Annotated in this window: 13 protein-coding genes; all 13 read left to right on the top strand. The window is 63.5% G+C overall.

Annotation, left to right across the window (positions count from 1 at the left end; translation table 11 throughout):
* Positions 1-17 precede the first annotated feature (17 nt).
* The 13 genes from SH412_RS09075 (at position 18) to SH412_RS09020 (ending at position 14,929) form a co-directional block, all read left to right on the top strand.
* Positions 18-1,229, top strand: a complete 1,212-nt coding sequence (locus SH412_RS09075) for a glycosyltransferase family 4 protein (RefSeq protein WP_336523190.1) — start codon at positions 18-20, stop codon at positions 1,227-1,229.
* 268 nt (positions 1,230-1,497) lie between these two features.
* On the top strand, positions 1,498-2,346 hold the full coding sequence (locus SH412_RS09070; protein WP_336523189.1) for a sugar phosphate isomerase/epimerase family protein: 849 nt from the start codon (positions 1,498-1,500) through the stop codon (positions 2,344-2,346).
* A 203-nt stretch (positions 2,347-2,549) separates the two neighbouring features.
* Positions 2,550-5,684, top strand: a complete 3,135-nt coding sequence (locus tag SH412_RS09065) for a DUF1553 domain-containing protein (protein ID WP_336523188.1) — start codon at positions 2,550-2,552, stop codon at positions 5,682-5,684.
* Positions 5,681-7,126, top strand: coding sequence for a DUF1501 domain-containing protein (locus tag SH412_RS09060; RefSeq protein ID WP_336523187.1), 1,446 nt, complete (start codon positions 5,681-5,683; stop codon positions 7,124-7,126). Before SH412_RS09065 ends, SH412_RS09060 begins: the two co-directional genes overlap by 4 nt.
* 357 nt (positions 7,127-7,483) lie before the next feature.
* Entirely contained in the window at positions 7,484-7,732 is a 249-nt protein-coding gene (locus SH412_RS09055) for a hypothetical protein (protein ID WP_336523186.1), read from the top strand.
* A 276-nt stretch (positions 7,733-8,008) separates the two neighbouring features.
* Positions 8,009-8,251: a hypothetical protein gene (locus tag SH412_RS09050; protein WP_336523185.1), complete on the top strand. Its 243-nt coding sequence runs from the start codon at positions 8,009-8,011 to the stop codon at positions 8,249-8,251.
* The gene (locus tag SH412_RS28580; protein WP_419555775.1) at positions 8,252-8,473 is read left to right on the top strand and encodes a DUF6980 family protein; all 222 of its coding nucleotides are present in this window, start codon (positions 8,252-8,254) and stop codon (positions 8,471-8,473) included. It begins immediately after the preceding gene.
* Positions 8,474-8,499: 26 nt separating this feature from the next.
* On the top strand, positions 8,500-9,960 hold the full coding sequence (gene rimO / locus SH412_RS09045; protein ID WP_336523184.1) for a 30S ribosomal protein S12 methylthiotransferase RimO: 1,461 nt from the start codon (positions 8,500-8,502) through the stop codon (positions 9,958-9,960).
* A gap of 9 nt (positions 9,961-9,969) precedes the next feature.
* Positions 9,970-10,548 (top strand): CDP-diacylglycerol--glycerol-3-phosphate 3-phosphatidyltransferase, encoded by a 579-nt coding sequence (gene pgsA, locus SH412_RS09040; protein WP_336523183.1) that lies wholly within the window; start codon positions 9,970-9,972, stop codon positions 10,546-10,548.
* A gap of 77 nt (positions 10,549-10,625) precedes the next feature.
* On the top strand, positions 10,626-10,817 hold the full coding sequence (locus SH412_RS09035; protein WP_336523182.1) for a hypothetical protein: 192 nt from the start codon (positions 10,626-10,628) through the stop codon (positions 10,815-10,817).
* A gap of 195 nt (positions 10,818-11,012) precedes the next feature.
* Complete coding sequence (locus SH412_RS09030) at positions 11,013-11,825, top strand: ferritin-like domain-containing protein (RefSeq protein WP_336523181.1); 813 nt, start codon at positions 11,013-11,015, stop codon at positions 11,823-11,825.
* Between the two features lie 131 nt (positions 11,826-11,956).
* The gene (locus SH412_RS09025) at positions 11,957-13,273 is read left to right on the top strand and encodes a tetratricopeptide repeat protein (protein ID WP_336523180.1); all 1,317 of its coding nucleotides are present in this window, start codon (positions 11,957-11,959) and stop codon (positions 13,271-13,273) included.
* An 87-nt stretch (positions 13,274-13,360) separates the two neighbouring features.
* Positions 13,361-14,929, top strand: coding sequence for a bifunctional aminoglycoside phosphotransferase/ATP-binding protein (locus tag SH412_RS09020; protein WP_336523179.1), 1,569 nt, complete (start codon positions 13,361-13,363; stop codon positions 14,927-14,929).
* Positions 14,930-15,030: the final 101 nt, after the last annotated feature.

Genomic DNA, 15,030 nt, shown 5'->3' with positions numbered 1-15,030 from the left:
CGGCCACAATTCCCCCCATGAAAACCCTCCTCGTCAGCGAAATCTTTCCCCCCAAGGTCGGCGGCAGCGGCCGCTGGTTCTGGGAGACTTACAGCCGCATGCCGTCGGACCTGTTTACGCTGGCGGTGGGGGACGATCCCGGTGCGGCGACGTTCGACGCCACGCACGCGCTGGACGTCGTCCGGACGCCTCTCACGCTGCAGGACTGGGGGCTCACCCGCTGGTCGTCGCTGCGTCAGTACTGGAAGGCCTTCCGGGCTCTCCGCCGGACCATCCGCGAACGCGAGATCACTCAGCTCCACTGCGGCCGCTGTATCCCGTGCGGCTGGCTGGCGCTGCTGCTGCAGAAATTCACCGGACTTCCTTACACGGTCTACGTGCACGGCGAAGACGTGAACGCGAACATGCAGGGGGGGGCGACCGGCACCCTCTCGAGCCGCCAGCTCCGCTGGATGACCGGGCGCGTCCTGCGCAAGGCCGCCGGGGTGATCGCCAACAGCCGGAACAGCGTCCGCGTCGTCACCGAGCAGTGGGGCGTCCCCGCCGAACGGGTGCATCTGCTGCATCCCGGCGTCGACACGAGCTACTTCGTTCCGGCCCCGCGCGACGCCTCGGTCCGACAGAGTCTCGGCTGGGGAGACCGCCCCGTCCTGCTGACCGCGGGCCGACTGCAGCGCCGCAAGGGTCAGGACACGATGATCCGCGCCCTGAAGAGCATCCGGCAGACCGTTCCAGACGTCCTCTACGCCATCATTGGTGGCGGCGAAGATCTGAAGTATCTGCAGGAACTTGCCTCCAAGGAAGGCCAGACCGATCATGTCCTGTTCATGGGCAAGGTCTCCGACGAAACGCTGCGCCTGGCCTACCAGCAGGCCGATGTGTTCGTGCTCGCCAATCGACAGATCGGGACCGACATCGAAGGCTTCGGGATGGTCCTGCTGGAAGCGCAGGCGTCCGGTACGCCCGTCGTCGCTGGCGATTCGGGGGGCACCGCCGAGACCCTTTCGCCGGGCGTCACGGGGTTCGTCGTTCCGTGTGAGACGCCCGAACCCGTGGCGAAGGTTCTGGCGGAACTGCTCGCGGATCCGACGCGCTGTCAGACGATGGGCCAAGCCGCCCGGCAGTGGACCGTGGACCACTTCGACTGGACGGCGCTGAGCCGCCAGGCCGCAGAACTGTTCGGCGTCCCTCTCGATCGGCTCGCTCCCGACCGGACTGAAAAGACGTAACCACGGATGACACGAATCAGCACGAATCGAGGAGAAGCGAGCCAGGATACGGCCAAGTTCGCTGTGGTGCTCGTTCCGTTTCGTGACTTCCGTGTTCTCCGTGGTTTCTCTCATTGTCCCCGTCTTCATTGGCGCCGATTCGTGTCATTCGTGGTTCGACTTTCCGTCACTGGTTCTGTGTCCCGAATTCCCGTAGCATCTCCGATCAACTCTCAGGCATATGTGCCGGTCTGAGACCGTCGTTCCGTCTGGTCAGGAGTGTCGTTCCATGCAGCCGTGGTCGATTGGTGTGTTTGCCTCTGTAGATGCCGGGCTGGGCGTGCATCTGGAAGTTGCTCAGGATCTGGGGATTCCCACCGTCCAGCTTCATGCCCCGCACAAGGAGTCCCGGACGCCCGAGGCCGCTCAGAAGTTTCTCGACCGCTGCAAGGCCGCAGGAATTACCGTCACCTGTGTCTTTGGCGGTTTCGAAGGCGAGAGCTACGCGGACATCCCGACGACGGCGCGAACGGTCGGGCTGGTCCCGGAAGCGACCCGCGCCGCTCGTGTGCAGGAGATGAAGGAGATTGCCGACTTTGCGAAGCTCCTGGGCTGCGACACCGTCGGCCTTCACATCGGCTTTGTGCCGGAGAAGACGAGCGCCAGTTACCAGGACCTGCTCGCGGTGACGCGTGACCTGCTCGATTACGTGTCCGCCGGCGGCCAGAAAGTCCACCTGGAAACCGGGCAGGAAACAGCCGACCACCTGCTGGAGTTCATCGCCGACGTCGCCCGGCCGAACCTGTTCATCAACTTCGACCCCGCCAACATGATCCTCTACGGCACTGGCGATCCGATCGAAGCTCTCAAGAAAGTGGGGAGATACGTCGGCAGTATTCACTGCAAGGACGCCAAATGGGCGGCTGAAGGGGATCGCGGCAAGGGCTGGGGCCGGGAAGTCGCCCTGGGCGACGGGGACGTCGGCATGGAGACGTATCTGCGGACATTGAAGGAGATCGGCTACACCGGCCCGCTGACGATCGAACGGGAAATCCCTCACGACCCGGTTCAGCAGAAGAAGGACATCGGCGCCGCGGTCAGCCTGCTGACGTCGCTGCGGACGAAGATTCTGGGCTGATGTAGAGTGAATAGCAGAAGGCGACCAGCGGAAGGCCCTATGCCTGACCTCGGTCGCCGCGTCGACGATCAATGTGTTCCGGGAAGCCCTGGCGGCCTGCGGTCGCCAGGGCTTCCTCGTTTCCAGCAAGGAAGGGCGTTTCATCACGACAGTCGCCCGGGTATACTCATCAACGCTCCGTGATGTGAGCTGGGAGTCCCGCCGTGACGACCGATGCACCGCCTGCCGTTGCGCTGCGATACGGCCCTGGCGCGGTAGTTCTGCTGTTCGCCGGCCTGTTCGGTCCGGTCGGAGCCCATTCTTCGGCCGCAGAACCGATCTCATTCAATCGGGAGATCCGGCCGATTCTGTCCGAGCATTGCTGGAAGTGCCACGGATTTGACGAACAGGCGCGGCAGGCCGGCCTCCGCCTGGATGAGCGGGCCGCCGCGATTTCGCCCGCGGAGTCCGGCGACATCGCAATTGTGCCCGGCAAGCCGGAAGCGAGCGCGCTGATCGCCCGCCTGACGACCGGCGATGCTGCCTTGCAGATGCCGCCGCACCCGACCGACAAGCGTCCCACTTCCGCCGAGATCGATCGCCTGAAGCGGTGGATTGCCGAGGGAGCGACCTACCAGCGGCACTGGGCCTTCGAACCGATCCTCAAGCCCTCCGTTCCGCAGGTGGAGGGGGTCACGCATCCGATTGATGCATTCGTCGCCGCGCAGCTCGCCGAACATGGAACGACAATCGCCCCTTCCGCGGACCGCGACACTCTGATCCGCCGCGTCTACTTCGATCTGATCGGGCTGCCGCCGACCGTGGAGGAACTTGAACTTGCCCGGCGTGCCTCGTGGGAAGCGACGGTCGACCAGTTGCTCGCTTCACCCCACTTTGGCGAGCGGATGGCGGTCGACTGGCTCGACGCAGCCCGCTACGCCGACACCGACGGCTATTTCGGCGACAAGCCGCGTCAGATGTGGCTCTGGCGGGACTGGGTCATCGACGCATTTAATCGCAATCTGCCGTTCGACCAGTTCACCGTCGAACAGCTCGCCGGGGATCTGCTGCCGGAGGCCACGATCTCACAGCGCATCGCGACCGGCTTCAACCGCAACCACATGACCAACGACGAAACGGGGCTGATTGACGAGGAATACCGCATCGAGTACGTCGCGGATCGCGTCGAGACGACGACGGCGACGTGGCTCGGACTGACCGTCGGCTGCGCGCAGTGCCACGATCACAAGTACGACCCGATTTCGCAGCGCGAGTATTACCAGCTCTTCGCCTTCTTCAATAACGTTCCCGAACAGGGACTGCTCGTCGGCCACGATGCACCGCCTAGAATCTCGGTCCCGAATGCCGACCAGCAGCGACGGCTGACAGAGCTGGAGGCTGCGACCGCGCAGGCGAAGAGCGCATTCGCACCGCTGCGGGCGGCCGCGGTGACGGACCTTGCCGCCCGTGAAGGCGAAATCCTCGCCGCGCTGGCTCCGTTGCCTGGGAAACCGGATGGAATTCCGCCTGCGATTCACTTGTCGCTCAATGGCATTGCGGATGCCGGATCGCGCTCCGTGGGAACCCCGCTGAAGCCTGCGGCCGGCATTCGGGACGAAGGCCTCAGGTTTGATGCGACGCAGCACATCGAGGTCGACGATTTCCCGTTTTCCGTCGACGAACCCTGGACACTCGGGATCTGGCTGATGTCGGAGAAATCGCTGGGGTGCCCGGTTTCGAAAATCGAGCCGGCCGGCGACCGGCGCGGAATCGAAGTTCTGTGGCAGAAGGGGCGGATCGGCGTCCATCTGGTCCATCGCTGGGGCGAGGTCGGGATCGAAGTCGTTTCCCGCGACAAACTGCCCGCTAATGCCTGGAACCACGTCGTCGTGCGGTACGATGGCTCACAGCGGGCGGAGGGTCTTCGGCTGTTTTTGAACGGCCAGGCGGTCGCAACCGAGATCCGGCGGGATTCGCTGCGCGGCTCCATCGCTACGGAAGAACCGATCCGGCTCGCCCGTCGTGACGAGGGTCTGGGATTCTATGGCGGGTTGGATGAATTCCGCTGGATTCCCGGCGCGCTGGCGGATGAGGCCATATCAGTTTGGTATCGCGGCGAACGGACTCGGGGCATCCTGGAACGCCCGGCCGACAAGCGGCCGGGACGGGATGTCGAGTGGCTGCTCGACGACCACATCGATCACCGCGCCGACGTGGCAACTCGGACTGCTCGCGATGCTTTGCGAGCCGCCCGCGCCGCCGAGCAAGGCGTCCGCGAGGCGATTCCGCTGGCGCTGGTGATGGCCGAGCGCCCCGAGGTCCGTCCCACGCAGATTCTGCTCCGCGGCGTCTACAATCAGCCTGGCGAGAGCGTGCATCCCGGCACCCCTGCAGCGCTCTCCCCCTGGCCCGCGGACGCACCGGAAAACCGACTGGGGCTGGCCCGCTGGCTGATGTCGGCCGACAATCCGCTGGTCGCGCGTGTCGCCGTGAACCGACTCTGGCGGCAGTGTTTCGGCGAAGGCCTCGTCCGCACAGCGAACGATTTCGGAACGCAGGGTGAGCCCCCCACCCATCCCGCTCTGCTCGATTTCCTTGCCGCCACGTATCGTGACACCGGCTGGGATACCAAGGCCATGCTGCGGCTGATCGTCACGTCGCAGACCTATCGCCAGCGGTCGCTGTTCACGCTGCGCGACGGGGAAGTCATCGATCCCGAAAACCGCCTGCTGGCGCGGGGGCCGCGTTTTCGAATGCCGCTGGAAATGATCCGCGACCAGGCGCTGGCCGCGTCCGGGCTGCTGGTTCCCGATGTCGGCGGGCCGAGCGTCAAGCCCTTCCAGCCGCCAGGGCTCTGGGAAGAAGTTTCCTATGCCGGCGAATCCACCTGGGAAGTCGATCCGGGCTCGGGACGCTACCGCCGCAGTCTCTACACGTTCCACAAACGCCAGTCGCCCCACCCCGCGCTGCTGGTCTTCGACGGACCGACTCGCGAGAAATGCACGCTCAAGCGACCGCGGACCAATACCCCGCTGCAGGCATTGGTGCTTCTGAATGACGAGACGTATCTCGAAGCAGCCCGCGCAATCGCCGCGACGCTCTTGTCGACTCCGGCCACCGATCCGCATCGGATCGGTCGAGCAATCCGCACGGTCCTGTCGCGTGAACCCACGGCGGATGAGCTGGCCGATCTGCAGAAGTTCCTGGCCCGAGTCCGCACTCGCTACACGTCGGACCCTTTGGCCGCCCGGCGGTTTGTTTCAGCGGATGGCGCCCCGGACGGCTCGGTCGAACTCGCCGTCTGGACGGTCCTCGTCCACACACTCTTCAACCTTGATGAGGCCATTACCCGCCGATGAAGGTTTTTGAATTCTCAACTCCTGAAGCAGCAACGCGGCGGTCCTTCCTGACGCAGTCCGGGCTGGGGCTCGGCGCGATCGCCGCTTCGACGCTCCTGTCGGAGAATGCCCGGGCCGCGAGTCTGACCTCCGGCGCCGCGCCGCATTTCCCCGCTCGCGCCAAGCGGGTGATTTCCCTCTTCATGCACGGCGGCCCGTCGCAGCTCGATCTGTTCGATCACAAACCGGACCTGAGACAGCGGCACGGACAAGAGCTTCCCGAGTCCGTCCGCAACAGTCAGCGGCTCACGGGAATGACCAGCGGCCAGAAGTCGTTCCCCATCACCGCATCGCAGTTCAACTTCATCAGGCAGGGTGACAACGGAGCCTGGATCTCTGAGCTCCTGCCGCATACGGCAGGCGTTGTCGACCGGATCGCGATCGTGCGCTCGCTCTACACGGAGGCGATCAATCACGACCCCGCCGTGACGCTGCTGCAGACCGGCCACCAGCAGCCCGGGCGCCCCAGTTTCGGCGCCTGGTCGAGCTATGGGCTGGGCGCAGAAACCGCAGACCTGCCGGCCTTCGTCGTCATGATTTCCCGGGGAAGCGCCGCCCGACCGGCAGATCCCCTCTATGCCCGGCTCTGGGGAGCGGGCTTTCTGCCCTCGAATCACCAGGGGGTCGCGCTCCGTTCGGCCGGCGATCCCGTCCTGTATCTCTCGAATCCGGCAGGACTGAACGCCACTCTGCGGCGCGACCAGCTCGATCTGCTCGCCGATTTCAATCGCCGCGCGCTCGCCCGCGAACACGACCCCGAGATCGCCACCCGGATCGCCCAGTACGAACTGGCGTATCGGATGCAGACGTCAGTCCCTCAACTGACCGATCTCTCGGGGGAGTCTCGCGAAGCATTCGATCTCTACGGTCCGGAGTCGTCGCGCCCTGGCACGTTCGCGGCGAACTGTCTGCTTGCCCGAAGACTGGTCGAGCGCGGTGTGCGGTTCGTGCAGTTGTATCACCGCGGCTGGGACCAGCATTACAATCTGCCGAGCGATCTGCGTCTGCAATGCCGCGACGTCGACCAGCCCGCCGCCGCCCTCGTGCACGACCTCGAACGCCGCGGACTGCTCGATGAGACGCTCGTGATCTGGGGAGGCGAGTTCGGACGCACCGCCTACAGCCAGGGTGCGCTCGAGCCGACGAACTACGGTCGCGACCATCACGGCGGCTGCTTCACGATGTGGCTGGCAGGGGGAGGCATCAAGCCCGGCGTGGTCTATGGCCGAACGGATGACTTTTCCTGCAACGTCGTCGAGCAGCCCGTCCACGTCCACGATCTCAACGCCACACTGCTCCACCTGCTGGGAATCGATCACAGCCGTCTCACGTATCGCTTTCAGGGCCGCGACTATCGACTGACCGACGTCCACGGCAAGGTCGTGCAGGGGCTGCTGGGATAGCGGCACGCGTTCAGGCAATTCAAAGGCTTCTTCGGACGCGCCAACGAGCTGACAGGGACGATTCGGCAGTTCGAGGCAACCAATGCGCCCGTTCCGTCAGCACAGCCCACCGACGGGGAAAATCCAGAACTCGATCCGCGGCCCGCCCTGCCCCGCAGGAGCCCTCGGCCGGCGCAAGCCCTTTGTCGGCGGAGAGTTACTCGCGACACCAGCGACCCGAAGTGAACAACTTCGCAGACTCCGGGAACAGGTCGAGTGCGGCAAGGCGAAATGGACTACGCAATGACTATCCAGACGACTAGAATAGCGTGCGGCTCCGCCACTTTTTGCCCCGCTTCCGTACGTGAGGTCTCGCCCATGCTGACATCTCCTCGACTGATGGAATACGTGACCGCCGAGCCGTTTCGTCCCTTCCGGATCAATATGGCCAGCGGTCAGTCGTTCGAGATCCGGCATCCGGAGATGATCCTTGTGGGCAAATCGCTGGTTCGTGTTTATCAAGCGGCTGGCGAAGTCCCGGGACAGCCGCCGCTGTGGCATGACGCTTCATTCTTGCTGATGGAGTCCGTTGAACCGCTGGAATCGCCGGCCGCGGGACGACGGTGATTTCGTGATTTCGAGCCTTAGGCCCCCCTGTCAACTCTGCCCTCCCCCGGTTAAAATGTAGAATTCCATCGGCGGCCTCCCCTGCCCCGCACGGGTCGCCGTCAGCGCAAGTCCTTTCCTGCCCGAGAGTTGTCCGTGACGCAATCGACCGACCACGAGCCTGCCGCCAAGGAGCCCTACGCCTTCGTGAAGGCGTAGCTGGTTGCACTTTCACGATTCATTTGCAGTGAGAATATGCCAACGCCGTCGGAGCGACAGAGACTGACCGAATTGCTAGTGAAAGCATCCGAGCACTTCGCGACCGAATGCGAGTTGCGTCCCGAGTTCCGCAAAGAGATGCGTGCTTGCATTCAAGAGATCGACGACTGCCGCATCAGCATTGAGAGTAACGGACGTGAACAGGCCAGTCTGATTCGGGTCCTGAATATCTTCTGTCCCAGCCTTGACTGGGACCACCTGGCATCCAACCCTCAACTTGCGGAAGAGATTGTCTCGGCCGCAGAAAAAGCTCTGAACTAGATGAAGCCATATTGCTGCTGGGGTATGACGAAGCAATTTGAGATCGAGTCGGATGACGAACGGTTGATCGTGTTCGTTGAAGGACTCGAACTGTACGGGTTGCTGGACCGGAAGGACCACAGTGGCTGTATACCGATCGGTTTCTGTCCGTGGTGCGGAGCAAGACTCCCACTCCCGAGCCAGTTCGAATCGGACACTCCGTTCGAAAGCAAAGATCGCTGAACTATTTCGCTGAAGTGAATTTGTTAATGAATCAATTGCCGATTTTCGATCCATCCGCTTCTCAGATTCCTGATGAGTCCAGAATCTCAAAGGGCACTTACGCCTTCGTCAGCCTGGGCTGCCCCAAGAACCTCGTCGACAGCGAGAAAATGCTGGGGACGCTGGCGCTCGACGGGTACGCCCTCGTCTCCGAGCCGTCGGGAGCCGATTTCGTCATCGTCAACACCTGCGGGTTCATTGAGTCCTCCCGCGAGGAGTCGAAATCGGTCATCCGCGAGATGCTCGACCTCAAGCGGACCGGGCAGACGCGGGGGGTGATCGTCGCCGGCTGCCTGCCGGAGCGGATCGGGCCGGCTCTGCTGGATGAACTGCCCGAGATCGATCACATCGTCGGCGTCTTCGGCCGGGATGAGATCAACCGAGTGGCCGACCACCTGATCGGCGGGGCCCGCGAGCAGCGGGAGCTGTTCCGGCCGGCTCCGGTCAAGGCGATGGACGACCGGGCCAGGCTGCGGATTACGCCGAATCACTACGCCTATCTGAAGATCTCCGAAGGCTGCGACCGGACCTGCACGTTCTGCTCGATCCCCAAGATGCGCGGCAAGCACATCACCAAGCCGATCGAAATGGTCATCGCGGAGGCCAGAGAACTCGCGGCGGACGGCGTCAAGGAACTGATCCTCGTCGCCCAGGACACGACCTACTACGGACTCGATCTGTACGGCAGAGTCCGGCTGATGGAGCTGCTGAAAGAGCTGGAGCAGGTCGATGGGATCGAGTGGATCCGGCTGATGTACCTGTATCCGATCAATTTCACAGACGCGCTGATTGACACGATCGCCGGTTCGTCGAAGATTTTGCCGTACCTCGACATGCCGCTGCAGCACATCAACGACACGATGCTCAAGCGGATGCAGCGCCGGGTGAACGGAGCGCAGACGATCGAGCTGGTCGGCAAGCTGCGGGAGCGGATCCCGAACCTGGTGATGCGAACGACCTTCGTCGTGGGCTTCCCCGGCGAGACCGACGCCCAGTTCGAGGAACTCAAGGACTTCGTCCGGGAGACGCGCTTCGAGCGCATGGGAGCTTTTCCGTACTCGCTGGAGCCGGGGACGCCGGCAGTGAAACTGCCCGATCATTTGCCGGAAGAGGTGAAGATTGCCCGGCGGGACGAGCTGATGGCGCTGCAGCAGCAGATTGCGTTCGAGTGCCAGGAATCGCTGGTCGGCTACGAGCTCGACGCTCTGATCGACGAGGAAGTCGGCGACGGCGTCTGGTCCGGGCGATTCTTCTGCGATGCTCCCGAAATTGACGGCGTGGTTTACGTTTCGGGCGAGAACCTGCAGGTGGGGCAGTTCGTCCCGGTGGAGATCGTCGAGCGGCGGGATTACGATCTGGTCGGCGTCGCGATTGCTGCGGACGCCGAGGAGACCCCGGCGGCGGCTGCCGTCCCGGCGGTCTCGCTGCCGATCGTTTCTCCCGAATGATGGACCGCCATGAGCACCGCCCCGCGTGAGCAATCGCTGAATGTGCCGAACGCAATCACGATTGCGAGGCTGGCGCTGTCGCTGGTGCTGTTCGGGCTGATGTCCGCGGGGATCGAGTGGACCTGGTGCGCCGGGCTGTTCGTGTTTGCGGTGCTGACCGACATTCTGGACGGCTGGATCGCCCGCAAATGGAAGCTGGTGACGACGCTGGGGCGGATTCTGGATCCGTTTGCGGACAAGTTCATCACCGGGGGCGCGTTCCTGTTTCTGCTGATCCACAAGGACTCGGGCGTCAATCCGTGGATGGTGCTGATCGTGATCGGGCGCGAGATGCTGGTCACCAGCCTGCGCGGTTTTCTGGAGCAGCGGGGAGCGGACTTTTCGGCGTCGGCCAGCGGCAAGCTGAAGATGTTTCTGCAGTGCGCGGCGGCGACGATGGCGATGCTGTCGCTCGATCCGCTGTTCAAAGATCTGCCCTGGTTTGCAGTGACTCGCGACGTGTCGCTGTGGACGATGGTCGCGGTGACGGTGTGGAGCGGGTACGTCTATGTGATCCGCGCGATCAAGCTGATTGCAGGCGGGGCGTAACGGACTCGCAGCTCTAAGTCGTCGCGGACTCCGACGCCAGCCACCCATTGAGAAGTTCAGACCGAGGAAGGGATGCCATGCACGACGCACCGCAGAATCCGCAGACGGAAACCGGCTCCACGCCGCCTGCGGGCGAGTCGACGGGTGACGTCGGATCCTTCTGTGTCTGCCCGGTGTGCGGCGGCGGGCTGATGGAGATCCGGCACAAGCTGGTCTGCTCGCAATGCCACGCAATCTGCGAAACGTGTTGCGAAGGCGGGCGGGGATAGCAGACAGCAGAGACAAAGACACATGAGCCGCCGGGTCGTTGCAGAGTCGCCAGACATCGGGTGGCCAGGGCTGGACCGAAGGGAAGCCCCGGTCTTCTGAATCCGGGGCATCGCGAAGACGCTCCTGCCCCGGCCACCCGCACCTCGCGACCGCCGAAACGCCCCCAGACTTCACCCGACCGGTAGCAACACAGCATGGAACTGCGGACGTTTGCGGAGCGGGTGCTGCTGTCGGAGTCGCTGGAGGTCAAACTCGAACGGGTGCGAGAGCCGTTCACGGATGATTCGCCGGGGCCGGCGCTGCGGATACTGGAACCCGGCAGACCGGCCAATCTGAAGTTTGCTCCCCGGCGGACAGCGCCTGCGATGCCGCATCCGGAGACTTTCGGCGATCCGCGACGGCGTGCGATTGCGCATCACATCATGGCGAATCATGAGCTGCAGGCGCTCGAAGTGATGGCCTGGGTCCTGTTGACGTTTCCCGAAGCGCCGACGGAGTTTCGCCTGGGAATGGCGCGGGTCATGGAGGACGAACAGCGCCACACGCGGATGCATATGGAGCGGGGGGCGACGCTCGGAATTGCGTTCGGCGAGCTGCCGGTGAATTGCTACATCTGGAAGAAGGCTCTGCAGTTTGCCAGCATCCTGGACTACCTGGCGGGGTTGCCGCTGACGTTTGAAGGGCGGAACCTGGATCATACGGTTGAGTTTGAAGGCTTTTTTCTGAAGGTCGACGATCCCAAGAGCGCGGCGATGATGCGGGCGATCCACAAGGACGAAATCGAGCACGTCCGGTTCGGGATCGAATGGCTGCGGAGACTCAAACCCGCGCATCTCAGCGACTGGGAGGCGTACACGCAGCACCTGCAGTGGCCGCTCCGGCCGGAGAAGTCGGTCGGAGACGACTTTCAGGCTGAAGCCCGCCGGGCGGCCGGGCTGAGCGAAGACTTCCTCCAGAAGCTGCAACAGTCTTCAGGCAAAGACGTTACGGGCGAAGCCGACGCGTAGCGTATCGCGGGCGGCCTGCGGCAACCGCCATTGACCGGGCGGCCGTACTGGCGTTACAACCCCGCTGCAAACAACGAGTTCGGGTGGAAACACCCGGATGGATGTCGAAACTGGTGACAAGGATGTCGCTCATGTCTCGCCTGAGTCTGCTGCTGGCGGTTGTCGTGTGTCTCGGCTGCGGTTCGGCAAAGACGCCGGAAGTGTCGTCGAGTTCCGCCAAGCCTGCCGCGACCGAGCCGATCGAGTCGCCGAATCTTGACGCAAAGCCCGCGGCTGACCTCCCCTGGCCCGCGGAACTGTCGGAGGCGATTCGCCAGCGAAATATCGCCGAAGCGATCAGCCTGGTGACCCGCGAGATTGAGTCAGCGCCGCAGCAGCCCGCGTGGTATCGGCTGCGCGGGGGGCTGTATCATCAATCGGGGACGAACGACCTGGCCGCCGAGGACTTCAGCAAGGCGATTGAGCTGTCGCCACGCGAGGCCGCACTCTACAACAATCGAGGCTTCGTGCTGCTGTCACTGCAGCAGTTTGCCGGGGCGAAAAAGGACCTGGATGAGGCGATCCGGCTGAATCCCGAGTACGCCCAGGCGTACAACAACCGGGGGCTGCTGTTGATTGCGCAGCGGAAATACAGCGAAGCCGTCGTGCAGTTCAACCGGGCCGTTGAAATCAATCCGCAGTACGTCGACGCGTACAACAACCGGGGGTTCTCGCGACTGCAGTTGCGACAGATTGAAACGTCGCTCGGCGATTTCAACACCGTCCTCAAACTGCGACCGGATTATGTCAACGGATTCAACAATCGCGGACTGCTGAAAGCCTGGGCGGGGGATTACACATCGGCGATTGCGGACTTTACGCACGCCATGACGCTCGATTCGAAGAATCCCAAGTACTATCAGCACCGGCGCGAGGTCTATCTGAAGCTGGGGAACGTCGATCAGGCCCAGGCCGACCAGAACAAGATCGAATGGCTGAAGCGTCTGGCGGACTGGAATGCCCGGCTGGCCCGTTCCCCCGAAGATGCGGGAATGTACGTCGAGCGGGCAAAGCACTTCCGGAAAGGACGCGACGACGACAGCGCAGCACGCGACATCGCCGCGGCGCTGGACAAGTCGCCGCAGTTCACACCCGGACTGCTGCTTCGTGGCCAGATAGCGCTGGAACAGAAAAAATACGACCAAGTCGTCGCGAGCTGCACCGAGATCATCGAGCGAGATCCCGTCCCGGAAGCCTTCTCACTGCGGGGCGACGCACTGCTCGCCCAGCGCAAATATGACGCGGCGCTCGCCGATTTCGCCGCCTGCCGCCGGATCGATCCTGCCGTCGCCGAGGCCCACCTGCTGAAGTCCCGCGAGCTCCAGCAGGCAGGACAGAAGGAGGCTGCAGAAGTGGAGCTCGCCCAAGCTCTGGCGCTCGATCCTTCCGTCGAGGAACGGTTGCGCTGAGCAGGCAACCCTGGCCCGCCAGCGCCTTGTTCTCCCCGGCCGAATGGACCAGACTGCAGTCGGCCGATGGTCCTGGGGAGAATCGAAGTGCCCGCGTGGATTGCAGCGCTGCAGCAGTTTCTGGAGCGACGGGACGGCGCGCCGGTCGAGCTGATCGAGACGCACATCTCCTGGGTGCTGCTCTCAGGCTCCTTCGCCTACAAACTTAAGAAGCCGGTAAATTTCGGCTTCCTGGACTTCTCGACGCTCTCCCTGCGCCGGAAATATTGCGAGGAAGAACTTCGTCTGAACGGACGACTTGCTCCGCAGCTCTATCTGCGAACCGCGGCCATCACCGGTTCCCCGCACGCCCCCGAACTGGACGGCTCCGGCGAGCCGTGGGAATACGCCGTCGTTATGGCGAGATTCGACCAGTCCCACCTGCTGGGTCGCGAGCTGGCCGGGCGCCGGCTCCCCATTGAGGCGATGGACCGATTGGCCGACCTGCTCGCCGAGTTTCATGCTGCGGTGGCGACCGCCGGGCAGGAAACCACCTTCGGCCAGGCCGCCGCAGTCCGCGTCCCGGTCGATGAGAATCTGGCATCGCTCCGCGGCCCGGATCTTCAGGGCGAAGAACGCGGCCTGGTCGAGCACGTCGCCGCGTGGTGCGAGGCGGAGCACGCCCGGCTGGCGGAGATTTTCGAGGCCCGTCGGCGCGCCGCAAAGATTCGCGAGTGTCACGGCGATCTGCACCTGGGAAACATGGTCCTGATCGACGGACAGATCGTGATCTTCGACGGTATCGAGTTCAGCGAATCGCTTCGCTGGATCGACGTCGCCAGCGAAGTCGCGTTCTGCGTGATGGACCTCGAAGACCGCGGCTTTCCGGAGTTTGCACATCGGCTGCTCAATCGCTACCTGGAGCGGACCGGCGATTACGGCTTGCTCGAGGTCTTGCCCTATTACGTTGTCTATCGGGCGACAGTCCGGGCGAAAGTGGCAGAGATCCGACGCTCTCAGGACGACGCCAACCCCGTCGAACTGGAGCGACTCCGGCGGGAACGCAATGAATATCTGAAACTCGCAGTCCGGTGGACGAAACCCCGACCACGATGGCTGGCAATCACGTTTGGCGTCTCCGGCAGCGGAAAGACTTGTGGTACACAGCCACTGATCGACCGCTGCGGGGCGATCCGAATCCGCTCCGATGTCGAACGCAAGCGACTCTTCGACCGCGAAGCGGAAGTCGGCACCCCCGACGATCAACTGCCTCGTCTCTATTCGGCCGACGCGACGGAGCGAACCTACGGCCGACTGGCGGCGATCGCGAGAGATATTCTGGCGGCGGGCTTTCCGGTCGTCGTCGACGCCACATTTCTAAGGCATTGCGAGCGGGAACGATTCTGCAGAATCGCGGCGGACAGCGGACTCCGGCCAGCGATAGTCGAATTTGCCGCCACTGAGAATGAGCTGATTCGACGCATCGCAGTCCGACGGGCGACGTCGACGGACGCCTCGGACGCGACCGGTGAAGTCATTCGTCAACAGTTGCGATCCGTCGAGCCGCTGACGGTTCAGGAGCGGGCCGACGCTTGCGTGCTGGATGGCGCCGCTCCAGATCTTCCCACGCGGCTCGAACAGATCCTGGCGCAATCGCCGGGCTTTTCATCGCAATAGCCGCATGACCGGCCCTCGCGGTCTCCTGGGAATTCCGTCGTCCGAACGCTTGTTCTGGAGGAATCGGCAGCCTAGCCTGCTGAACGACAAGCCATTCTTCG

It is taken from the genome of Planctellipticum variicoloris (genome assembly GCF_030622045.1).
Classification (GTDB): Bacteria; Planctomycetota; Planctomycetia; order Planctomycetales; family Planctomycetaceae; genus Planctellipticum; species Planctellipticum variicoloris.
Note: the sequence above shows the minus strand (reverse complement) of the source record. Positions and strands in the feature narration are given on the sequence as shown.